Annotated in this window: 21 protein-coding genes and 1 pseudogene; 16 read left to right on the top strand and 6 right to left on the bottom strand. The window is 59.6% G+C overall.

Annotated features, from left to right (window positions below):
• Window positions 1–9: 9 nt before the first annotated feature.
• From LPJGGPFB_RS24325 to LPJGGPFB_RS33240, 4 genes and pseudogenes are all read right to left on the bottom strand, one after another.
• Window positions 10–207 (bottom strand): response regulator, encoded by a 198-nt coding sequence (locus LPJGGPFB_RS24325; RefSeq protein ID WP_234903029.1) that lies wholly within the window; start codon window positions 205–207, stop codon window positions 10–12.
• A gap of 230 nt (window positions 208–437) precedes the next feature.
• Window positions 438–1481 carry a sensor histidine kinase gene (locus LPJGGPFB_RS24320; RefSeq protein ID WP_173422526.1) on the bottom strand — a complete coding sequence of 348 codons (1044 nt, stop codon included), beginning with the start codon at window positions 1479–1481 and terminating at the stop codon, window positions 438–440.
• Window positions 1478–2921: pseudogene (locus LPJGGPFB_RS24315) on the bottom strand (DUF7125 family protein). The gene LPJGGPFB_RS24320 and the pseudogene LPJGGPFB_RS24315 overlap by 4 nt, the downstream one beginning before the upstream one ends.
• Window positions 2922–3208: 287 nt before the next feature.
• A complete protein-coding gene (locus tag LPJGGPFB_RS33240; RefSeq protein WP_234903075.1) occupies window positions 3209–3322 on the bottom strand; it encodes a DUF1016 N-terminal domain-containing protein in 114 nt (37 codons plus the stop codon).
• 458 nt (window positions 3323–3780) lie between these two features.
• Here LPJGGPFB_RS33240 and LPJGGPFB_RS33235 point away from each other — a divergent pair, with 458 nt between their 5' ends.
• Window positions 3781–4131: a BA14K family protein gene (locus LPJGGPFB_RS33235; protein WP_345791084.1), complete on the top strand. Its 351-nt coding sequence runs from the start codon at window positions 3781–3783 to the stop codon at window positions 4129–4131.
• Between the two features lie 52 nt (window positions 4132–4183).
• On the opposite strand, the gene LPJGGPFB_RS24295 is transcribed toward LPJGGPFB_RS33235, so the two are convergent.
• Window positions 4184–4813, bottom strand: a complete 630-nt coding sequence (locus LPJGGPFB_RS24295; protein ID WP_173422524.1) for a hypothetical protein — start codon at window positions 4811–4813, stop codon at window positions 4184–4186.
• 505 nt (window positions 4814–5318) lie between these two features.
• Between LPJGGPFB_RS24295 and LPJGGPFB_RS24290 the strand changes: the two genes are divergently transcribed.
• The 6 genes from LPJGGPFB_RS24290 to LPJGGPFB_RS24265 all read left to right on the top strand — a co-directional run bounded on the left by LPJGGPFB_RS24290 (window position 5319) and on the right by LPJGGPFB_RS24265 (window position 10371).
• Complete coding sequence (locus tag LPJGGPFB_RS24290; RefSeq protein WP_234903027.1) at window positions 5319–5777, top strand: MgtC/SapB family protein; 459 nt, start codon at window positions 5319–5321, stop codon at window positions 5775–5777.
• A gap of 289 nt (window positions 5778–6066) precedes the next feature.
• Window positions 6067–7839, top strand: a complete 1773-nt coding sequence (locus LPJGGPFB_RS24285) for a PAS domain S-box protein (protein WP_173422523.1) — start codon at window positions 6067–6069, stop codon at window positions 7837–7839.
• A gap of 250 nt (window positions 7840–8089) precedes the next feature.
• Window positions 8090–9217, top strand: a complete 1128-nt coding sequence (locus LPJGGPFB_RS24280) for a PAS domain-containing protein (RefSeq protein WP_173422522.1) — start codon at window positions 8090–8092, stop codon at window positions 9215–9217.
• Window positions 9214–9636: a response regulator gene (locus LPJGGPFB_RS24275; RefSeq protein ID WP_173422521.1), complete on the top strand. Its 423-nt coding sequence runs from the start codon at window positions 9214–9216 to the stop codon at window positions 9634–9636. Before LPJGGPFB_RS24280 ends, LPJGGPFB_RS24275 begins: the two co-directional genes overlap by 4 nt.
• A gap of 45 nt (window positions 9637–9681) precedes the next feature.
• A complete protein-coding gene (locus LPJGGPFB_RS24270) occupies window positions 9682–9894 on the top strand; it encodes a hypothetical protein (RefSeq protein ID WP_173422520.1) in 213 nt (70 codons plus the stop codon).
• A 141-nt stretch (window positions 9895–10035) separates the two neighbouring features.
• Complete coding sequence (locus LPJGGPFB_RS24265; RefSeq protein WP_234903026.1) at window positions 10036–10371, top strand: helix-turn-helix domain-containing protein; 336 nt, start codon at window positions 10036–10038, stop codon at window positions 10369–10371.
• A gap of 217 nt (window positions 10372–10588) precedes the next feature.
• Here the strand turns inward: LPJGGPFB_RS24265 and LPJGGPFB_RS24260 are convergent, their stop codons facing one another.
• On the bottom strand, window positions 10589–10831 hold the full coding sequence (locus LPJGGPFB_RS24260; RefSeq protein WP_173422519.1) for a hypothetical protein: 243 nt from the start codon (window positions 10829–10831) through the stop codon (window positions 10589–10591).
• Window positions 10832–10923: 92 nt separating this feature from the next.
• Here LPJGGPFB_RS24260 and LPJGGPFB_RS24255 point away from each other — a divergent pair, with 92 nt between their 5' ends.
• From LPJGGPFB_RS24255 to LPJGGPFB_RS24215, 9 genes are all read left to right on the top strand, one after another.
• Window positions 10924–11115 (top strand): hypothetical protein, encoded by a 192-nt coding sequence (locus LPJGGPFB_RS24255; RefSeq protein ID WP_210264592.1) that lies wholly within the window; start codon window positions 10924–10926, stop codon window positions 11113–11115.
• A 508-nt stretch (window positions 11116–11623) separates the two neighbouring features.
• Window positions 11624–12451 carry a transporter substrate-binding domain-containing protein gene (locus LPJGGPFB_RS24250; RefSeq protein WP_173422517.1) on the top strand — a complete coding sequence of 276 codons (828 nt, stop codon included), beginning with the start codon at window positions 11624–11626 and terminating at the stop codon, window positions 12449–12451.
• A gap of 59 nt (window positions 12452–12510) precedes the next feature.
• Window positions 12511–13791 carry an NAD(P)/FAD-dependent oxidoreductase gene (locus tag LPJGGPFB_RS24245; RefSeq protein WP_173422516.1) on the top strand — a complete coding sequence of 427 codons (1281 nt, stop codon included), beginning with the start codon at window positions 12511–12513 and terminating at the stop codon, window positions 13789–13791.
• 30 nt (window positions 13792–13821) lie between these two features.
• Window positions 13822–14793, top strand: a complete 972-nt coding sequence (locus LPJGGPFB_RS24240) for an amino acid ABC transporter permease (RefSeq protein WP_173422515.1) — start codon at window positions 13822–13824, stop codon at window positions 14791–14793.
• 7 nt (window positions 14794–14800) lie between these two features.
• Window positions 14801–15670, top strand: coding sequence for a DMT family transporter (locus LPJGGPFB_RS24235; RefSeq protein WP_345791069.1), 870 nt, complete (start codon window positions 14801–14803; stop codon window positions 15668–15670).
• A gap of 351 nt (window positions 15671–16021) precedes the next feature.
• On the top strand, window positions 16022–16753 hold the full coding sequence (locus tag LPJGGPFB_RS24230; protein WP_173422513.1) for a UTRA domain-containing protein: 732 nt from the start codon (window positions 16022–16024) through the stop codon (window positions 16751–16753).
• Between the two features lie 108 nt (window positions 16754–16861).
• Window positions 16862–17884 carry a LacI family DNA-binding transcriptional regulator gene (locus LPJGGPFB_RS24225; protein ID WP_173422512.1) on the top strand — a complete coding sequence of 341 codons (1023 nt, stop codon included), beginning with the start codon at window positions 16862–16864 and terminating at the stop codon, window positions 17882–17884.
• 170 nt (window positions 17885–18054) lie between these two features.
• Entirely contained in the window at window positions 18055–19068 is a 1014-nt protein-coding gene (locus LPJGGPFB_RS24220) for an SIS domain-containing protein (RefSeq protein WP_173422511.1), read from the top strand.
• Window positions 19069–19150: 82 nt separating this feature from the next.
• Window positions 19151–20476 carry an ABC transporter substrate-binding protein gene (locus LPJGGPFB_RS24215; RefSeq protein WP_173422510.1) on the top strand — a complete coding sequence of 442 codons (1326 nt, stop codon included), beginning with the start codon at window positions 19151–19153 and terminating at the stop codon, window positions 20474–20476.
• The last annotated feature ends 2 nt before the right edge of the window (window positions 20477–20478 follow it).

The following is a 20478-nucleotide window of genomic DNA, read 5'->3' as shown; positions in this document are numbered from 1 at the left end:
CGCTGTCTTTCAGTCTTGGCCGATGTCCAAACTGACTTTTTGACCATCTCGCAGCGGATCTGCTCCTTCGATGCTACCGGGCATATCGATGTCCGTGAACATCAGCCGGATGTCGGAACGCGCGTTAAAGATTTGGATCACATCATCCGCATTCGACGCCTCGAAAACAGTAAACCCCTCATGCTCGAGCGACATTGCGATATCCATCCAACAAGTATCTCGTCCTCTACGACAAGAACCGTGATCCCCGTGTGCGCCATGCCTGACCATCTCCGTCTTTCGCGCTGTAAATTTACTTTTTTCTTAAAGTCGGAAGAACTGAGGTAACGCGTGCAAGACAGGCACGATCCAACTGGGAACGACTATTTTTCAGGGCATTAGGAAGGGGTCGACGCCTTTGCGATCGAGCAATTGGCGAAAAATCGATCCTACGGTTTCTAGTTGTTCGGAGAGATCCGTGAAAGCGGACCGCTCACGTCGCACCGAAAGCCACCGGGGGCAAAGGTGATGGCAGGTGACGATCCGAACAGCGCGCCCAAAGCTGAACGCACATACCGAGTTCCGTATCCTTGCCGCGAGGGTTCACGCACTGGAGGACCTCCCACTTCGACCCAGTTCAGGGAAAAGACGGGGTTATCCGATGTCGAGAGTTCCCAAACCACGTCGACCTTTCCATCGGGACGAGACAATGCTCCGTATTTGATGGCGTTTGTTATGAGTTCGTGCAGGCACAGTGCGACTGTCGTTCCCGCGTCCCGGGTGACGACAATGTCGGGGCCTTTGGCATCAACACGGCTTATGCCGTCGCTGTTGTAGGGAGATACGGTGCGTTCCACGACGGTGCTAAGCGAGACCTCCTCTCCACCCGCCTCGAAGACTGCGGCATGGACGTCGGAAAGCGCCTGAAGGCGAGCTCTGAAATCCTCTGCCAAGTCCTCGACGGTCGCGGTGCCACGTCTCGTCATCTGAAAGATTGAGGTGACGGTCGCCAAGATGTTCTTCACCCGGTGATTGAGCTCCAGACGCAGCTCCCTTTCGCGCTCAATGGAATCGCGGACCTGGCGCTGACGCAGTCGCACCAACAAATTTGACTGGATCGCGTTGACGAGTTCCAGCTGGGCGATGGGTCTTGTGTGGAACAACAGACGCGAGCCTGGCCATGAGGCCTGCAACTGACTGCGGATCCTTGCTATCGGCGCTCCGCGCTCCAATAGGATTATGATCGGCACTTCAGACCAGTCGGGCTGTTCCGCGAGATGCTCGGTTATCCTGGCGACCACTTCAGGGTTGAGCGCCTCATGCGTCATGACGATGACGCCCGGAAACAGTTGGAGATACTGGATTAAGTTGTCGCCAGTCCTGACGGCCCTGACCTCAACCTTCTGTTCCTGAAGGAAGGCGGAGATGTAGTCCGCGTCCTTGCGAAAGGGAGCAAGGACGAGCACCCAGTCAAGTTCGTCGGTGGGGTGAGTTGGATTCATTTCGGATCAGGCAGGGGATTAAAGGCAACAACGCTGACGCTGCCGCTTTCAATCAGCAGTTCCTGGATATTGAGGTCATGCGGTCCGTGACGTTTTTTCACCACGGTGATATTCCGTCGCAAGCGCCCTTCGTGCTCCATTATCCGCAGTAGGAGAACGGTGTCGCCAAGAAAACTGACATCGACATCAATCCCCACATTCTGGCCAATCAAACCATGCTGAGCGACGATCAGCATGGTCAGGACACCGGATCTCGCAAGATATTTGAGCAGTGACTGAATGTCACGAACCGCTTTCTCACGGTGGGGGAGGGAATTCAGATACCCGGTCAGGCTATCGATCACCACGACGCGCGCTTTATTCTGCGTCACCGCCTCCTGAACGATCTGGCCGAATTCTCCGGGCGAGATCTCGTTCGGGTTGAAATCGCGCAGGATCAGTTTGCCATCCTTATGGAACTGGCGCAGTTCCATGCCCAGGCCTTCGGAGCGGCGGAAGAAGGTTTCCAACCGTTCTTCGAACAGAAACAATGCGACATTCTCGCCGCGTTTCAGAGCCGCGGCCGCATAGAGGGAGGACATGGTCGATTTGCCGGTCCCCGATTGGCCGATGACGAGTGTCGTGGTTCCCGCCTCCTGGCCGCCACCGAACATCTCGTCAAGCTCTGCGACGCCGGACTTGATCAACTGCGGCTTGGAGCTCTCAGATGCGGTATTTGGCATGATGCGGGGGAAGACGACAACCCCTTTGCCCTCACGAATAGCCATGTCGTGATAGCCATCGGCAACCGGCACGCTCCGCATCTTCGAAACCTCGATCCGGCGGCGCACTCCACCATACTCCTCCAGCGATTTGTCAAATCGGATGACACCATGGGCTAGCCCCTCTACCTCTTCTCCGCTTCGGTCATGGCCGGTGGTCTGCGTGTCCAGCAGCAGCGCTACGACATCCTGTCTCGCAAGGAAGGACTTGAAGCCGATCAGCTCGCGCCGAAAACGAGGTGAATCGCCGGTGATCAGGCGGATATCAAGGAGTGAATCGTATACGAGGCGGCGAGGCTTGTGTTCCTCGATTGCCGCTTCGATGGCTTTCCTGGTCTCGTCCAGCCGGAGATCAGCGGTCATGAATATGCTCTGGTCATCAGCCTCATTGGACTGTGCCCGACGTCGACAGCTCTTCAACGCGGATGCCGTCCAGCGTCCAGCCATGCGAAGCAGCTATCGCCTCGAGTTCGGCGGCCGTCTGCGAAAGCGTAAGATAGATACAGCGTTCCCCCGCCTCGACACCGGCGCGCAGGAACTGGAGCGCGGCGGTCGTCTTGCCCGATCCCGGCGCTCCTTGAAGCATGTAGAGGTTCGATGCTGGCAGGCCGCCGCGCAGGATTTCGTCGAGCCCGGTAATTCCCGTGCTGACAATGGTGGGCTTTTTCCGTTTTGGCATGTTCGTCCTTCGCTACTCAAATCGATGGCGCGCATCATCCCTGGAAAGGCGCATAGACGTTATATTTGTCTTTCCCGAAACATCAATCACGTCGGTTATGCGAGTTGAACCACATGCAGTCGCATTGCTCGCAATAGTAGATGCTGATGGATGGAAAACTAAAGGTTGATCTTCGGTTGCCGCGCGAGTGGCGACGCAATTGTGCAACAAGCTGTTGCACGATTTGCTCGTCGAGGACGCCTCAGCAAAGGCGCGCAGGTATTTGTGGTTTCGTGGCGAAAGGCCCGTCACCTCGGGAAATCGCGCCGAAGGTCCGAGGCCAGTTGATCGATGACGCGGCGGCGCCATCCCTCAACGTTCTGACGTGCGAGGATCTCGCGGCCGATGCCCGAATAGAGCAGAATGAGTTCTCGGTTGACAGCAATGGCTGTCTTGAGGCGCGCTGATCGGATTCGCTCCTTGGGAAAGGAGAGAAGCGTAGCTGTCGCCGTCAGACGAAGAGATGGGTGTAGTCATGCGTGAGTCTCTAGCAGATCCGGGATGGATAGAATGCCTTCATCCACCCTCTGCGATTGTCGTCCGCCGGTGATAATGGGGTCAGCCGGGGACCGTTGCGGGAAGCATTTCATCGGCGTCAGGAGCGTCATCTGATCACGCGTATTGCAAATCAGCGCGCTCAGGTCATCCAGGCCACGCCTGGACGCCTTAATCCTCTGTTCAGCGATGACGAAATGATGGAACCACTTGCGGCTCGGGAGGCGGCGATCAAGGTCACGGCGGACGAGCTCGAGACCCTCAAGGAAGGCATTCGTCACCACGAGGCGCGGCTGCTTGGCTTGGACCGAACGCTGAGCCAGACATCCTCGCCGATCTGCAAGCCGCAAAGACGCGGGAATGGTGCAGCACGCGGTATCGATCTTACGATCCTGACGACAATAGCTACCAGCCCTACGGTGGAGGGCCGAGGCGTACATGCGCAACCCCCATCGAGATGCCGATGGCTCCTGGTCGCCAAGTCGCAGACATCGGCAGCGCGAACGAGCCTGACGCGAACGCGCGGTGGTGCAGGGAGCGGTACAGTTCGTATCGGGTCAAGGACAACACCTACCAGCCGTTTTCGGGGGGAAGGAAGCCGTGCCCGGGGCCGCGGTCCCAGTCGGCCAGTAATTCAGATCGGACTGCTGTTGGTTCTTCGGTGATCCAATTCTAGGGTTCCAGTTCAGCCCCAAAGGCCGCAGACCCGATGTTTCCGCGAAGGTGGATCAACGCAGAAAGCCTTCCCGTCCGAATTCTTCCCAACCCGCCAAACTCACGTCGGCCTCGTCGGAAGCCGGATTTGCGCTCGTCGCTGACTTCGGGGCGTTCTTCAACGACCGCGTCAACTTCGCTTTGTAAGCGGCCCTCCGTCGGTTTTCGGCTGCAGCCTCTACATCTTCGTCCCGCCACTGATCAACCAGCCCGCGGTCAAGAAGGTCTTCGACGACCCGCGGATCAAAGACGTGGAAGGTGATCTGCCTTGCCCGTCCTGCGAGCCGCACCGTCCGCGTCCCAGCGCTGAGGAGACGACCGTCGGCGAGCCAACGATGCCTCTCGCCCGGCTTGATTGTCAGGATGTCCTGTATCTCGCGGGGAATCACCGGGAGGTCTTCGATGTCCTTCATTGCGGAGGAAACGATGGTCGCTGCGGCGTCGAACTGCGTCTTGTCATCCGCGGGCATCGACAGCATGAGTTCACCCGCCTCCAGAACGAGCGATTTCTTTGAAGATATGGGAAGCCGCGAACGCATTTCTAACAGGATGCCGTGAGCCCGCACGGATGACCCAAGTGTAGCAGCTGGCGGCAGGGTCCAAGTCCTGAGGAGCTCGATATCATTCTTCTGTTGTTTCGGCATGGCACTTAGATGGGTTCTCGCCCGACAAGTTCAACGCAGCAAAACGGTCCTTTTCCCCGAAATGACGTTATCAGACGGCTGCGCCGCATTGGCTACAAGGATGCGAACCAATCCGCATACGGCGTGTTTTCCACCAAATGCCTGTTGAAGTCCGGCTTACCGTCGTCCCACCAGACGGGACCTCTCTCCCCAAGGGCGATCTTGGCATTGTCGACCCGGCTCCTTGCGACGATCGTCGCTATGCTATCGCCCTTGGCATCGCGAACTGCCCGTCTGGCGGACATGAGCTCCCTGACTAGTCGGTCGCGCTCGTCTGCCGGGAGAGCTGGATCGCTTTTGCGCCAAAGGCGGCCACGAACGACGAAGTATCTACCGTCGGGGGTGTCGGGGTAGTTTTGTCGATCATTAGTTCTCGTCATCCGATCCTACGTTGCCACGCGCCATCCGCTTGATGTGTTTGTCTGCGCCGCTATGTGCTGTCGACAAGAACGAGGGAGGATGGAATTTGATCGATCAGCTTGCCGCAATAGGAGTAACATTCGATGTCATTCCACATCTTGGCGCGCTCGTGGGGGCATATTTACTGGCGCTTCCTATCGGATGGGATCGGGAAAAAGGCGAGAGAAGCGCGGGGTTGCGCACATTCCCACTCGTCGCCATAGCCAGTTGCGGATTTATACAGGCCACCGAAAGCCTGACCACCGGAAACCCGGAAGCCACAGCCCGGATCGTCGAAGGGCTGATCACTGGCATGGGGTTTATCGGAGGCGGAGCTATCCTTGTTGTCAAAGCAAGCGTGCGTGGAACTGCTACAGCAGCGAGCCTTTGGGCGACGGGCGCGATCGGCACTTCCGTCGGTCTCGGCGCTTACGACGTAGCAATCGTCCTCGCAGTCATGACGTTCCTTACCCTTCGTCTCAACGTCAATCTCAAACCGGACGGCCCAGAGACCAAACCGGATTGAGTTGCCTTCATCCGCAGCGGACAAGCCGCGGTTTCGATCCGACAAGCAAGTATGATCGGCTCCAACCGGCCGGATCGCTGACTGAGGTATCTGTTGCGCGATTGGTGAAACTCGTCGATCCCTCTACCCAATCGCAGGACTCGACTGCAGCTTTCAATGCCCTTGATATCGCTGGAAGAACGACTAACTTGGCTCGGAAATTTCCGTGTGCGACGACAGAGCTTGGGGCTGGTTTTCTGTGACTTCACTTGGACAACACCGCGATCGGGCTTCCGCTGAGATCGCGCGCATGATTGAAGACGGGAATTGGGACGAGTCTATCCTGGGGCCGCCCTCGGCATGGCCGGCCTGCTTGAAGTCTGCCGTCGACCTCATGCTTCCATCGCACGCCCAGATCGTGATGTTTTGGGGCGAGCAGTACGTCGCCCTCTACAACGACGCTTACGCTCCGTCCATCGGCCTCAGGCATCCTCAGGCGTTCGGGCGCCCGGCAAAGGAGAACTGGAGCGAGCTCTGGGAAGACCTCAAGCCGTTGCTTGATCGGGTCCTTCACGGTGGCGAGACGGTGTCTGCGAAGGATCGCCAATTCTACATCGAGCGTCACGGGCATCCGGAACAAGTCTACTTCGACATCTCCTATTCGCCGATCAAAGACGAGAACGGCAAAATCCGCGGCGTCTTCTGCATCGTCAGCGAGACGACGGAAAGGGTGCGCTCGCAGCAGGCCCTCAAGGAAAGCGAGGAACGTCTGCGGGTGCTTTTTTCCCAGTCCGCTGCAGGTATCGGACAGATTGATCTTTCAGGCCGGATGGTCCTCGTCAACCAGCGCTTCTGCGAGATGCTCGGCTATCGAAGAGACGACCTGGTCGGCGTTCGGTTTCAGGACATCACGCATCCAGACGACCTCGCGGAAGCCGAGCGACGGTTCGAGCGCCTCGTCAACTTCGGCGAATCCTTTGACATGGAGAAGAGGTGCGTCAGAAAGGACGGGTCCCTCGTATGGACGGCGATATCGGTTTCGGCGCTCAGGGGTGACGATGGCCGGATCCGGCAGGTTGGATTCATTGCCATCGACATTTCGGCGAGCAAGGATGCGCAAGAGGCGGAACGCCACCTGGCTGCGATCATCGAGTCCTCGAACGATGCGATCCTCGGTATCGATCTCGGCATGACGATCACAAACTGGAACGCCGCCGCCGAAAAGCTCTACGGATATTCGCGAGACGAGGCGGTCGGAAAGTCCGTTTTGATGCTTGTGCCGGAGGAGCGGCACGACGAGGAGCCGGAAATCCTGCGACAGGTCAGCGCCGGGAATGTCGTAGAGCCCTACGAAACGCAGCGTCGAAGAAAGGATGGTCGTCTTGTCGACGTCCAACTCAGCGTTTCTCCTATATATGACAGCGGCGGAAAGACGATCGGCGCCTCGAAGATATCCCAGGACATCACGGCGAGAAAGGAGGCTGAACGTCTGCAGACGGTTTTGACCGGTGAACTCAATCATCGCGTCAAGAACGTCTTTGCCACGGTCCTCGCCATCGCGAAACAGACCCTGGGGCGGGAGGGGACGGGGCAGGACGAAGTGGGGGCCTTCCAGGAACGGCTCACGTCGATGGCGAAGGCGCATGATCTGCTCACGCATCGGGACTGGCAGCGCGCCGATCTTTTGGCACTGGTCAGGCAAGTGCTCGAGCCCTATCCCCCAGAACGTTTCAAGATTGAGGGACCTCCCGTGCTTCTACCGCAAAAGGCAGTTGTCTCGTTCTCTTTGGCTATCCACGAGTTGGCGACGAACGCCGCAAAATATGGCGCATTGTCTGCCGCTCAGGGCAAGGTCCGGATCTCCTGGCGCCTTGGGGAGGGGCATGAGGGAGCGAATGCCAGGTTACACTTCAGGTGGGCTGAACAAGGTGGTCCCACCGTGAAGCCGCCAACAAAGAAGGGCTTCGGTTCGCGTCTGGTTGAGAGGCTTCTCGCGGCCGAGCTGAACGGCCGGTCGACCATCAGCTACGATCCTACAGGGGTCGTGTGCGAAATCGACGCGGTGCTCGACATAGATGCGTGAGCCAGGAAACAGTTCGGTTGAATGGCGACGACCGATGCTCGCCCCGAGGTCCACCGCCAGCTCAATGTGCACTTCTTGGCAGGCTTTTGCTTCCGATAATTTGATTCCTTGAATTCGAAATTCTTCGGCCTAATTGCCTCTCCTGACATCTCTCATGGTTGGGGGATACAAAGAGACGAGCCGCATTCTGGGCAATGGAGCTAGACGGCACACGCCGCATTAAGTCTGATGATCAAACAACCAGGCCGCCATGCAGGAATATGATCAGAGACGTGCAGACGCGCGAGACGCCGGACAGCGCCTTGTTGCGCGACAGGTGCGCGAGGACCCCTTTGCGGCCGCCTTCAAGGCGACGCGGATGCCGATGATTGTCACCGATCCGACCCAACCTGACAATCCCATTATCTTCTGCAACACTGCCTTCGAGAAGCTCACCGGCTATTCAAGCGTCGAAGTTGTGGGGCGCAACTGTCGCTTTCTACAAGGCGCGGATACCAATCCGGGAACCGTAGCGCGGATCCGCTCGGCAATTGACGCCGGATCAGATATCGCAGTCGACATCCTCAACTACAGGAAAAACGGCCAGTCGTTTTGGAACGCGCTGTTCCTGTCGCCGGTTCGCGACGACAATGACAAGATCGTCTATTTCTTCGCCTCGCAGCTCGATTTCACCAACGTCAAAAGTAGAGAGGCAGAACTTGCCGCTGCCCGTCACCAGGCTGAGGAGGCCGTGGCCGAGGCAACGGGGAACCTGCGAGCCGCGCTCGCCACGCGCACGCTGCTCGTGCATGAAGTCGATCATCGCGTTAAGAACAATCTTCTGACGATGGCGTCGATCGTGAAGATGCAGGCGCGATTGACAAAGGACGAGGGGCAACGGTCTGCGTTGATGTCGGTTCTCAACCGCATTGAGGCGATCAGCACCGTCCAGCGAAAGTTGTTTACGACCGACGACGTCGCCCGGTTCGACATTGCCGACTTCGCTCGGGAGCTGGCGACCGACCTTGTGGGAGCCATAAAGCGTGACGACATCCACCTTACCCTTGATCTCACCCCGGTCTACGTCCCTGCGGTAAAGGCTTCTCCACTATCATTGATCGTCAACGAACTCGTCGGCGATGCCGTACGCCGGGGCCTCAGCGACGGTGGAGGGGAGATCCATATCCTCGTCAAGCGGCTCAACGGTCATTTCCTCATTCGGGTCGAAGACACCTCCGAACCCGTCGAACCCGATGAAACCAGCGCCGAGTTGGGTCGGATGCTGCTTGAGGCTTCGGCACGCCAGGTTGAGGCCACCATCGAGCGAACCCAGGCGGGCAGGCGAACGATTGTTGATGTTACGCTGCTTGTGGAAAGCGAAAAGGATGTACCCTGTTGAAAGTCATGATCGTCGAGGACGAGATGCTGCTCGCCATGGAACTGGAGAGCGAAGTGCAGGCGGCGGGCCATTCGGTCGTCGGGGTTGCGGCAAGCAGTGGGCAGGCAGCCGACATCGTCCGCGACGCGCCGCCGGAGTTTGCTTTCGTCGATATCCAACTGCAAGACGGGCCAACGGGAATTAACGTGGGACGTATGCTCGCCGAGAAGCGCATTCCCTACGTCTTCGTCAGCGGCAACATCAAGAAACTTCCGGACGACTTCGCAGGCGCCATCGGGGCAATCGAGAAGCCTTATACGATAAACGGCATGGCGAACGCGCTAGCCTACATCTCGGCGTTGGTACAAGGAGACGACAGCGTGCCGCCGCCTGCCAGCCTTGTGCTTGCGCAAGACGCTCTGAGGCGTGTCCGCAATTAATCATCCCCACAAGCTATCGTTATCGACGCCCTGTCGCGCTATTGCATGGCGCTGGTCGGTGATGATCAGAACGGCTTATGTAGTCAGTCTTGGGTGCCGATTGACAGCGACGAAGGTGCCGGTGGCCAATTCCCGTACCAGCGGCTCATTGAAGGGCGTATTGGCGAAGTCGAAGACACCCGGTCGATCAAGAGCAGCCATTGCCATGAAGTCGGATGCGAGTGTGCAGATGCTGCGGGCATCCTGGGCGCGGCCTGATTGCATCTGTCCCGTAACCCTGACACGAATGCAACGTTGCGTAAATAGCCTTAGACACAGCTGCCGCCCCCCAACATCTGAGAGTTGCCGAGCGCGGGATGGTGAACATATAGCGTCCGAGTTCAAACGACAGGAATGCATATGGGCAAGATGACGGAAACAGCGATGGAAACTTCCGTGCAGATTGGCGAGCGTCTCAGAGCCATACGCCAAACGCGCGGGCTCTCCCAGGAAAAGGTCGCGACAGCTCTTGGCATCACGTTTCAGCAGGTGCAGAAATATGAGCGTGGGACGAACCGGATCTCCGTGCCAACACTGATTCAGATCTGTGAAGTGTTGAAGGCGCACCCCATGGAAATCATCGGGGACTTTCCGGAGGATGACGGAGCAGAGAGACCTAACGTCCTGCTTCAGCGGCTTGAGAAGGCAGAGGGCAAACTCGCACGGGTACAGAAAATACTCTCCGAGCGGGATTGACGCTGACCTGCAGCCATTGCCAGCGACTGTTTTTGGCCGAGAATTGAACAGCAGCGCTAGTTTGGCGTCAGGGCTCGGCTCATCGATAAGTTGTGCCACGATCCCCTGGGATTTGGGGCAACAACTCGGCCGTGATCATATGCTGTCCTTCGGCGAGGTTAAGTTCGCCGTGCGCCCCGACCTTTACCCAACAGGAGCCGGACTTGCCTGCAGGGAGTTACTTGATAAATCCCGGATACTGTACTTCTTCCTTGTTCACTCCCTTGGAATCCAACCGAACCGGAGCAGGCCCCGACACGTCGGCCATGTACCGGCGTGCGACAAGCCAGTCGCGCAATATATTCTCAATCGCGGCGGCTCGACCAGCGGGCCGTGGCGAAAGGTCCGGATCGGTCATGTAGGCCGCGAGCCCGGCCTCAAGGTCATCTGCAAGAAGAGACAAGTCTGTTGAATCGGGCATGGTAGGCTCCTCTAGGCTTCAGCAAGATAACGAGCATTCATGGCGCCGGTTCCCAGCGAGGAGACGCGATCGGGCATCGGATGGAACGGCAGATGGGGCTGACCGGCATTCCACGGTTGGGCGCCCGCACAGCATTCGTGCGCATTGAAGAAGGCGTCGAAGACCGGATCGGGGGCAGCCTCAAGACGGATCATTACGGTACCGATAAAGGTTCCGGCTTGGTTGAAGGTTGCACAGCGACCGCCGTCGGCGACGATCTCGCGAACGGCCTCGCTGGCCGATAGACAAGCGCAATGACCCAGCCGGGACGAGCAAGGGCTTCGACCGAGCGTAGCGCGCTGTTCGTGGAGTATCCCGTGGAGGGGCCCGAATGGTCGGTAGGGACGGCCATAGGCCTTCTGGATGCTGGTCCTACTGGCTTAAGGCCTCGCAACCCGTGCTGAGCATCCCATGCTGGCTGCCTTGCGGCCGGATCGGTTCAGGTCATAACCACGAAACCGCTATACAAATTTGACCCCTGCCAGGGTGCGCCTTTTGTCGTGATGAGGCGCGACGGTTATCAGGAATGCGTGTCCCCCTAGTCTTCTTCTCGATCGAAGCAAATGGTTTGATCTGGAGTGGCCGATCTGTCGACCAGCCAGCTTCATATCTATAAGACATGTATTGATCTCGTTCTTTCATGAATCGGAAAGAGTGGCCCCTTGACTCGCGACAGCGGGTGTTGAGACACTTGGGTTGTCAGACATCTTACATAAACGGGGATCCAAACTGACGGATCACAAGGAGGACCACATGAAAAAGCTCTTCATGCGACTGACCGTAGGTGTTGCCTTTGTCGCTGCCGCCGTATCGGCCCATGCTGGCGAGACGTTGGATCGCGTCATGGAAAAGAAGGCGATGGTCGTCGCCACCAACAGCGGCTGGCCACCCCAGAGTTATCTCGACGACAGCAACGAGATGGTTGGCTTCGACATCGACGTGTCGCGCGAGATCGCCAAGCGCCTCGGGGTCGAGGTGAGCTTCGAGACGCCGGACTGGGCGACCCTCACGGGTGGGCGATGGCAGGGCCGTTACGACCTCGGTGTCGGTTCGGTCACGCCCACTAAGGCACGCGCCCAAGTGATCGATTTCGTCGGTATCTACTACTACAGCCCCTATGTGTACGTCGTGCACAAGGACAGCGACGCCAAGACCGTCACCGACCTCAACGGCAAAGTGGTCGGCGTCGAAACGGCGACGACCTCGGAAGACTTCATCAACCGCAAGCTGGAAATCGACGCCCCGGGCCTGCCGCCGATCGAATACAAGCTCGAGCCGGGTGAGGTCCGCACCTTCGCCGATTCCATGCTGCCCTTCGACGACCTGCGCCTCGGCGCTGGCGTTCGCCTCGATGCGGTGATCGCACCCGAACAGACCGCTATGAATGCCATTAAGAATGGCTATCCGGTCAAGGTTCTCGATGGCGAATATGCCTTCCGTGAGCCACTCGTCGTTATCGCCGAGAAGGTCGACCCGGAGTGGACGGCCAAGGTCGGTGGAATCGTCGAAGAGATGAAGAGTGACGGCACGCTCGGCCAGCTCACCACCAAGTGGTATGGCAAAGACTACAGCGCCGACTGATAAACACCGGTGCGGGCGTCCTTTCGCCCGCAACCTTTCATTGGAGGGGGAGCGTGCCGATGACTTATCCAGACACCTACTATAGACGAACGATGGCAGACCGAACGGGGCGACCAGCCCTTTCGGGTACGGTCGAATGTGACGCGGTCATCATCGGCGGCGGCCTTGCCGGCCTTTCGACGGCGCTGCAGCTTGCGCGCGCCGGTAAGAGCGTCACGGTGCTGGAGGCCGAGAGCGTCGGCTTCGGTGCGTCCGGCCGAAATGGCGGGTTCGTCAGCCCCGGTTATGCAACCGGCGGCGACGACATAGCCCGCGTCACCGGCAAAGATGCGGCGCGCAAGCTGCACCTCCTCTCCGTCGAAGGCATGGAATTCGTCCGCGAGAACATCAAGGCGCTCGGCATCGATGATGCGAAGCCAGAGCGGGGGATCATGAGCGTTCTGCGATACGACGATAGCGCGAGCCTAAAGGCCTATGCCGAGGATGTGAGCCGCGAATACGGCTACGAACTCGAATACATGGACCAGGACGCCGTGCGTGCCGTGCTGAAATCCGAGCGCTACTTCCAGGCATTGCGTAATCCGAATGCCTTCCATATGCACCCGCTTAACTATCTGCGTGCCATCGCGGCGGAGATCGAGCGGCTTGGTGGGCGCATCTGTGAGCAGTCGCCGGCGACTTCAGTGGATTCTTCCCATTCTGAAAAACGTGTAAAAACCGCACGGGGCGAGGTTAAGGCCCGTGACGTCGTCTTCACGACGGGTGGGTATACCGGTTCGCTAAATGCCAGGCTGAAGCGTTCCTATCTGCCGATTGCCACGTATGTGATGGTCAGCGAGGAGGCGCCGGAGCTGATCGCCACAGCGATCGCCACGAAGAACGCAATCGGCGACAACCGCCGGGCGGGTGACTACTACCGCCTCGTCGACGGCGGCCGCCGGATCCTCTGGGGCGGGCGTATCACCACGCACGCTGCCTCGACCGCTGGCCTCGTCAAGGAACTGCGGGCCGAAATGGTCGATACCTATCCGCAACTCGCCGGACTCAAGACGGAGCTCGCCTGGTCAGGCCTCATGTCCTATGCCCGTCACCTGATGCCTCAGATCGGGCGTATGAGCCCAGGCATCTGGTACTGCACCGCTTTCGGCGGTCACGGCCTCAACACCACGGCGATCGGCGGCAAGGTCATTGCCGAGGGCATTTTGGGGACAAGCGAACGTTACAAGCTTTACGAGCCATTCGGTCTCGTCTGGGCCGGCGGCCTTGCCGGGCTTGCGGTGGCACAGCTCACCTACTGGAAACTCCAGGCGCAGGACTGGTGGCGCGAGCGTGCGGCTTAAGCAGCTTCTACATTAAAAAGGGGGCGGAATATGATTGGTCGACTGATACTCACCTATCCCGAAGCGTCGCGCAGGGCCGGCGGCTTGCTAATCCTTGCGATCGTCGTGGTGCTCCTTTACGCCCTCGGGGTCAGTTCCGCCTGGATCGGCCATGTTCTGCCGTCCTCGACAGACTGGCTAAAGGAGAACCCTGCGATCAGCCGCGTAGCCTCGTCGGTGCTGATCGCGCTCATCGTTGCCGCCAATTGGAAGGCGCTGCGCCAGCTGTCACGCCGCCAGCAGATCATCGCTGTCTGGCTTGAGCTTTTCGCGCTCCTGATGCTGTTCTTCTACTCCTTCGATCTTTCCTTCGCCTTCATCGCCAAGAAGATCGGCTTCCTCATCACGCAGGGCGTGACGACGACGCTCTTCATTTCGGCGATTTCGATCGTCATCGCCACCATCATCGCGCTGGCTGGCGCCATCGCGAAACTCTCCAACAATGGCGTGATCTACGGGCTTGCAACGTTCTATACGTCGCTTTTCCGCGGACTGCCGCTGCTCATGCAAATCTACATCATCTATCTCGGCCTGCCGCAGGTGGGTTACGTGATCGGCGCCGTACCGGCCGGCATTCTTGCGCTCTCGCTCTGCTACGGCGCCTACATGACGGAAATTTTTCGCGCCGGTATCCAGAGCATCAATCGAGGACAGACGGAGGGCGCCACCGCGCTCGGTCTTAGCCCGGCGCAGACGATGATGCTGGTCATCTTGCCGCAGGCCATGCGCGTTATCATCCCGCCAACCGGCAACCAGTTCATCGCAATGCTGAAGGATTCCTCGCTGGTCTCCGTCGTCGGCGTCTGGGAAATCATGTATCTCGCCCGCACTCAGGGCCAGACGGAATTCAGACATATCGAGATGCTGATCACCGCCTCGATGATCTACTGGGCCCTTTCGATTTGCCTGGAATATGCCCAGTCCCGCATCGAGGAAAGGTTTGGCCGCTTCAATGTCCGCTGAGGCATCCGTGGCAGACGGGGACGGCACGCCGGTCGTGCCGTCCAACGGTCGGGGCGCGCTGCTCGTGCTCGCCGCCTTCTTTGTGTTCTCTGCAACCGATGCGATCGTCAAGATCATGGCAGGAAAGATGCCGGCGCCGCAGGTGACCTTTTTCGTCACCATTGCAGCTCTCCTTCTGCTCCTGGTCCATGCGCTCGTGACCGGCCGTCTTCGCCGCCTCATCCCGCGCGAACCGTCGCTCGCCTTCTGGCGAGCGCTGCTGCTGGCCCTCGATACGCTGCTGATACACTATGCCTTCGCCAAGTTGCCACTTGCGGAAGCCTATCTTATCGCCTTCATGACGCCGATCCTGGTGGCGATGCTGAGCTTCGTCTTCCTCGGGGAACGGCTGTCGCGTATTGGCTGGGCCGGTGTATTGATCGGGTTTGCCGGCGTCGTCGTGGCGCTGAAACCGGGCGTCGCGCCGCTCAATTTCGGCCATCTCGCCGCCTTTGGTTCCGCCGTGCTTTTTGCACTTTCGTTAATCCTCCTGCGCCGGGCGAAGGTGGCGGAAACGGATGAAGCGCTGGTCGCCAGCCTGCTCGTCGTCATGACGCCTGTCGCCTTCGCGGTTGCGGCTGTTTCGGGCGAGCCAGCGCCGCCCGATCTTTCCGATCTTGGCTTCTCAGTCGCAGGCGGTGCCTTGATGCTGGGTGGACATGCGTTGCTGGTGCGCGCTTTCCGTGTTGGCGAGGCTTCGGTCGTTGCACCGTTCCAGTACAGTCAGATCATCTGGGGCTGCCTATACGGCATGTTCCTCTTCGCAACGCCGTTAGAGGTTTACACGCTGCTGGGCGCGGCAATCATCATTCTGTCCGGCTGGCTTGTCCTGAAATAGCCTCGAGGGCAGTGGGTTTCTGGCGGCGGTGCTGGCAAGAAGATGATTTCTGTGCCGGCCGAAGACAGGATACGATCACCGTTTCGATCCGGTTCGGCGAGCCGAGACGCCCGACTGGGTGCGCAGGAATGGCTGTTCGTCGAAGTTCAGCATGGCCTGTCTTCATTGTCACAGATTCCAAAGTTGTAAGACAACGGACATTGTGGATATGGCCTGTCAAGGTGACGCTTGGAGATCCAGCGGCTGGTAGCGCACCATCTCGCGCACGATTCCTGCATGCGCCATGCACTTGACCATCCCGGATTTGTCAGACAAGGAAGTTGCAACGACAATGAATGACGAGGCACGCCGGTGGAGGAACCCCTTCGCGATTCACGCACCCTCGCTGTCCAGCTCCGGGACCGGATCGCCGATCTTATTAAGGATAAAGGGCTGAAGCCGGGCGACAGGTTGCCGACCGAAGCACAGCTGACGCAGCGTTTTAAGATTTCCCGGCCGGCGCTGCGCGAGGCGCTGAAATTGCTCGAACAAGACGATGTGATTAATGTCGAGCACGGCCGCGGCCGGTTCGTCTCGGCGCTCTCGGCCGTGCAGGTCGATCGACCGATCACCGTCTTCGAGAGCGTCACGGACATGGCGCGGCACTACGGCTACCGGACGGTCAACAAGGTGCTTTCGATCTCCGAGGAGGCGCCGGACGCGTGCGTCGCCGAGAGCCTAAGGCTTGGCCCGGCGGAACGCGTGATCCGTATCGAGCGCATCCGCCTGCACGAGGATGAGCCGATCCTCTACTGCATCGATTACATGCCGCGCAGCCTCATCGAAGAGCGCCTCTACGACATCGACTGGAGTGGCTCGCTGATGCAGCTCATGGAGGAATACGGGAACCGTCCGCGCATGTCGGCGGCCAGCGTTTCCGCCGTCATGCTGCCGGACGACGTGGTCGAGCGCCATGGCCTAAAGGACTTCGGTCCGGCGCTTCTCATCACGGAAACCTGTTTCAACGCTGCCGGCGCGCCGGTTAACTACGCCATCGACTACCATCGCGGCAGCCATTTCTCCTTCAGCCTCGTTCGTAAATGACGCCGCTTTAGGGGCAGGAAGTCGTCCGTCACCCGCATGACTAGGCGAACCTGCTGCCCGAAGCTACAAGGGATCGCGAAGCGTCCTGCTTGTAAGATTGGAGGTGACATGGTCCGTAAACCGGCGACTTTGAAGGATGTGGCGGCGCTGGCCAATGTATCGCGCGCAACGGCCGCGCGGGCTCTCAACAGTTACGGATATGTCGGCGACGAAACCGCCCAGAAGGTCCAGGCGGCCGCAGAAAAGCTCGGCTATCGCGGCAACCGCCTCGCGCAGGCGCTGCGCAGCGGTCAATTGCCGATCGTCGGCTGCATCGTCGGCGATATCCAGAACCCGTTCTTCGCCCGTATCGCGCACGATGTCGAGGTGCTCGCGCGCGAGCGCGGGCACAATCTCGTCATCGGCAGCAGCGAGGAGGAGTTGGCGCAGGAAATTTCCCTTCTGGCGAGCCTGCGGTCGCTCAGCATACGCGGCTTCATTGTCGCGCCAACCTCGCAGGGCAACAACGCCCACCTGCAGGGTCTGATCGACGAGGACGTGCCGCTGGTGCTGATCGACCGTGTCGCCGAGGGCGTCGATTGCGACAGCGTCGTCGTCGACAACGAGGGCGGCGCCCGCAAGGCCGTCGAATACCTGATCGGCATGGGCCATACCCGCATCGGTCTGTTGCAGGACGACATGCGTATCTTCACCTCCCGCGAGCGCAGGAGCGGTTATAGGTCGGCGCTCGCCGCCGCTGCGATCGCGGCCGACGACCGTATGGTCGCCGTGTCGCAATCCACGGTGGAACACGCGGTCGATGCGACCATACGGCTCTTCAGCCAGAAGTCCCCGCCGACGGCGCTTTTCACCGTCGACAGCCTGATGACCCAGGGCGCACTGCTGGCCTTCCGTTCCATGGGCGTTTCCATCCCGCACGACGTCTCGCTCATCGGTTTCGACGACTTCAATCTGGCGACGTTCACCGATCCGCAGATTACGGTCGTTTCGCAGCCCGTCCCAGAAATCGGCCGCGCGGCCGCCCGGATTTTATTCGAACGGCTCGCCGGCAAGGACGACGCGCCGCAGGAAATCCGGTTTGAAACCAAGCTGATAGTTCGCGGCTCCGTCAGTCGTCGCAGCGGCGTCTGAGCGTAGCAAACCCCCGCCTCAAAATATTCGAGACGCCCACTTGCCAGCGCGAAAGTCTTGTGCACTAAATATATGTGAGATCGATCTCACATCGTCTCAGAGATTATTCGCGCAAGGACGCCACGTCGCCTCGGAGGCGATTTCGCGCAGCGCAAAACGGGAAGGTACAAATGCTCAACTTCGATAGAGATCGCTTTGTGAAAATACAAAGCGGTGCAGTCGCAATCGCCGACGACATGCGCGCCCTGATGCGCGGTCTGCTCGACGACGGTCTGGAACGCATTTTCTTCATGGGGACCGGCGGCGTGCAGTTCCTCACCCAGCCGGCCATCGAGCTTGCGCGCGCTTCGACGGTTTTCCCGGTTTCGGCGGCCTATTCGGCGCAAGTCGTGCTGGAGCCCCCGGCCGGCCTGAACGAGAAGGCGTTGGTCGTCCTGCCCTCGCTGTCCGGCACCACGAAGGAAAGCGTGCAGCTCCTGTCCTTCCTCAAGGAGCGTGGCGTCAGGACGCTGTCGCTCACCGGCCACAAGGACACGCCGCTCGGCCGTGACGCCGACCACAACTTCACCAATTTTGCAGAGGACGATACCTCCTCGGAATCCTTCTACCTGCAGACCCTGATCATCGTCCTCGCGCTTCTGGCCGAGCGCGGCGAATATCCCGATTTCGATGCGACGGTGGCCGAACTCAAGCTGCTGCCGGAGCTGCTGGTTTCGGTTAAAGAAGGCTATGAGGCTGATGCCGCGGCCCTCGCCAGGGACATCAAGGACGAGACTTACCATATCTTCACGGGCGCGGGCGCCGCGTGGCCGGAAGCCCACTATTACGGCATGTGCATCCTCGAAGAGATGCAGTGGATCCGCACTCGTCCGGTTCATGCGTCGGACTTCTTCCACGGTACGCTCGAGCTGCTGGAGCCGGGCGTCAGCCTGTTCATCTTCAAGGGTGAGGATGCTTGCCGGCCGCTCACGGAGCGTGTCGAGAATTTTGCCCGACGCTACACCGACAAGGTGCGTGTCCTCGATGCCGCGTCCGCCAGCCTGCCGGGCGTTTCCGGCAAGACTCGCAGCGTCATCTCCCCGGTCCTCCTCGCGACCATGCTGGAGCGCCTGAGCGCCCATCTGGAAGTCCTGCGCGATCATCCGCTGACGACGCGCCGCTACTACAAGCGCGTCGAATATTGAGGTTCGCCCGGTCCGGCGAACGCGCCGGACCGGGATGCCGTCATGCATGCCCCAGGAAACAAAAAAAGAGAGGAACTGCGAAATGAAGACCAACACGTTCTTGAGCACGACAAGGCTCGGGTCGACTGTCGCGGCCGCATTCGTCATCGGCGGCGTCAGCGGCGCGAGCGCGGCCGATCCCGTCGTTGCCGATCCCAATGCCGCGGTCGAATATTCCGGCACGGTCAGCGTGCTGACGAAATTCGGCTTGCAGCAGCTCTCCCCCTTCTTCGTCAATGCGGCCCAGGCATACGAAAAGCTGCATCCCGACGTGAAAGTGGAGCTCATCCAGGAGAGCGACGACAGCGTGAAGGGCAAGACGAAGGCGCTGGTGGCTTCCAATTCGCTGCCAGATGTCTATTTCACCTGGACGGGAAGCTGGGGCGAGAATTTCGTGCGCGGCAACCGAGCCGTCGATCTGACGCCGGTCATCGGCCCGGAAACCGAATGGGGAAAGACGCTCGCCGCCGCCGCCGTCTCCGCCTTCCAGTACAACGGTAAGCTTTACGGCATTCCGCTTTATCTTGACGCCAAGTTCATGGGCTACAACAAGAGCCTGTTCGAAAAGGCGGGCGTTTCCGTGCCCCAGACCTTCGACGAGCTCCTGGCTGCTTGCGCTGCACTGCGCAAGTCGGGCGTCACGCCGGTTTCTTTCGGCAATAAGGAGGGCTGGCCGGGCGTGCACTATGCCGGGCAACTGCTCGCCTACAACGTGCCGCAGGCGACGCTCGAAAAGGACTTCGTCCCGGCTACGGCGGAATTTGCAGATCCCGGCTACGTCGCCAGCCTAACGCAATTCAAAAAGCTGATCGACGAATGCTCCGACGGATCGGGCACCAACGGCTCCTCCTATGCCACGGCCCTGCAGCAGTTCAGCAACGGCCAGTCCGCCATGTACTACCAGGAGATCATCGAGTTCGACCAAGCGACGGCCGACGGTGCGCTGAAGCGCGAGGACTTCGGCTTCTTCAAGCTGCCGGCGCCCGCCGACGCCAAGGGCGACGTCAAGTCCATCGAGGGCGCGCCCGAGGGATACATGATCAGCACCGCCTCGAAGAACATTCCGCTGGCGATCGACTTCATGCGGTTCGTCACCTCAGCCGACAACGGCAAGGTGCTTTCGGCGCCGCCCTACGGCCAGCCGAGCGCGACGGTCGGCGGCTATTCCGCCGATGCCATGAACCCCGCGGTCGTGGACGGCCTGAAGGTGATCGCCGATTCCTCCTATCTCATGCCCTGGCTCGACACGGCCAATCCGCCGCGCGTGGCGGCCGCCTGGCTTTCGGGCCTCCAGGCGCTGATCGGCAACACCATGACCCCTGAAGAGGTCATGGGACGGGTCAGGGAAGCGGCGGCTTCGTCCAAGTAGGA

Source organism: Ensifer adhaerens (assembly GCF_013283195.1).
Lineage (GTDB): Bacteria > Pseudomonadota > Alphaproteobacteria > Rhizobiales > Rhizobiaceae > Ensifer > Ensifer adhaerens_G.
This window is presented reverse-complemented; position numbering and strand designations above follow the sequence as displayed.

What these genes read in the sequence shown, in the direction of transcription:
- LPJGGPFB_RS24240 (WP_173422515.1), top strand. Translation starts at nt 13,822, where the DNA reads ATGATTGGTCGACTGATACTCACCTATCCCGAAGCGTCGCGCAGGGCC.
- LPJGGPFB_RS24255 (WP_210264592.1), top strand. Translation starts at nt 10,924, where the DNA reads ATGGGGCTGACCGGCATTCCACGGTTGGGCGCCCGCACAGCATTCGTG.
- LPJGGPFB_RS24250 (WP_173422517.1), top strand. Translation starts at nt 11,624, where the DNA reads ATGAAAAAGCTCTTCATGCGACTGACCGTAGGTGTTGCCTTTGTCGCT.
- LPJGGPFB_RS24285 (WP_173422523.1), top strand. Translation starts at nt 6,067, where the DNA reads ATGATTGAAGACGGGAATTGGGACGAGTCTATCCTGGGGCCGCCCTCG.
- LPJGGPFB_RS24215 (WP_173422510.1), top strand. Translation starts at nt 19,151, where the DNA reads ATGAAGACCAACACGTTCTTGAGCACGACAAGGCTCGGGTCGACTGTC.
- LPJGGPFB_RS24265 (WP_234903026.1), top strand. Translation starts at nt 10,036, where the DNA reads ATGGGCAAGATGACGGAAACAGCGATGGAAACTTCCGTGCAGATTGGC.
- LPJGGPFB_RS24260 (WP_173422519.1), bottom strand. Translation starts at nt 10,831, where the DNA reads ATGCCCGATTCAACAGACTTGTCTCTTCTTGCAGATGACCTTGAGGCC.
- LPJGGPFB_RS24270 (WP_173422520.1), top strand. Translation starts at nt 9,682, where the DNA reads ATGGCGCTGGTCGGTGATGATCAGAACGGCTTATGTAGTCAGTCTTGG.
- LPJGGPFB_RS24325 (WP_234903029.1), bottom strand. Translation starts at nt 207, where the DNA reads ATGGATATCGCAATGTCGCTCGAGCATGAGGGGTTTACTGTTTTCGAG.
- LPJGGPFB_RS24245 (WP_173422516.1), top strand. Translation starts at nt 12,511, where the DNA reads ATGACTTATCCAGACACCTACTATAGACGAACGATGGCAGACCGAACG.
- LPJGGPFB_RS24295 (WP_173422524.1), bottom strand. Translation starts at nt 4,813, where the DNA reads ATGCCGAAACAACAGAAGAATGATATCGAGCTCCTCAGGACTTGGACC.
- LPJGGPFB_RS24320 (WP_173422526.1), bottom strand. Translation starts at nt 1,481, where the DNA reads ATGAATCCAACTCACCCCACCGACGAACTTGACTGGGTGCTCGTCCTT.
- LPJGGPFB_RS24280 (WP_173422522.1), top strand. Translation starts at nt 8,090, where the DNA reads ATGCAGGAATATGATCAGAGACGTGCAGACGCGCGAGACGCCGGACAG.
- LPJGGPFB_RS24220 (WP_173422511.1), top strand. Translation starts at nt 18,055, where the DNA reads ATGCTCAACTTCGATAGAGATCGCTTTGTGAAAATACAAAGCGGTGCA.
- LPJGGPFB_RS24225 (WP_173422512.1), top strand. Translation starts at nt 16,862, where the DNA reads ATGGTCCGTAAACCGGCGACTTTGAAGGATGTGGCGGCGCTGGCCAAT.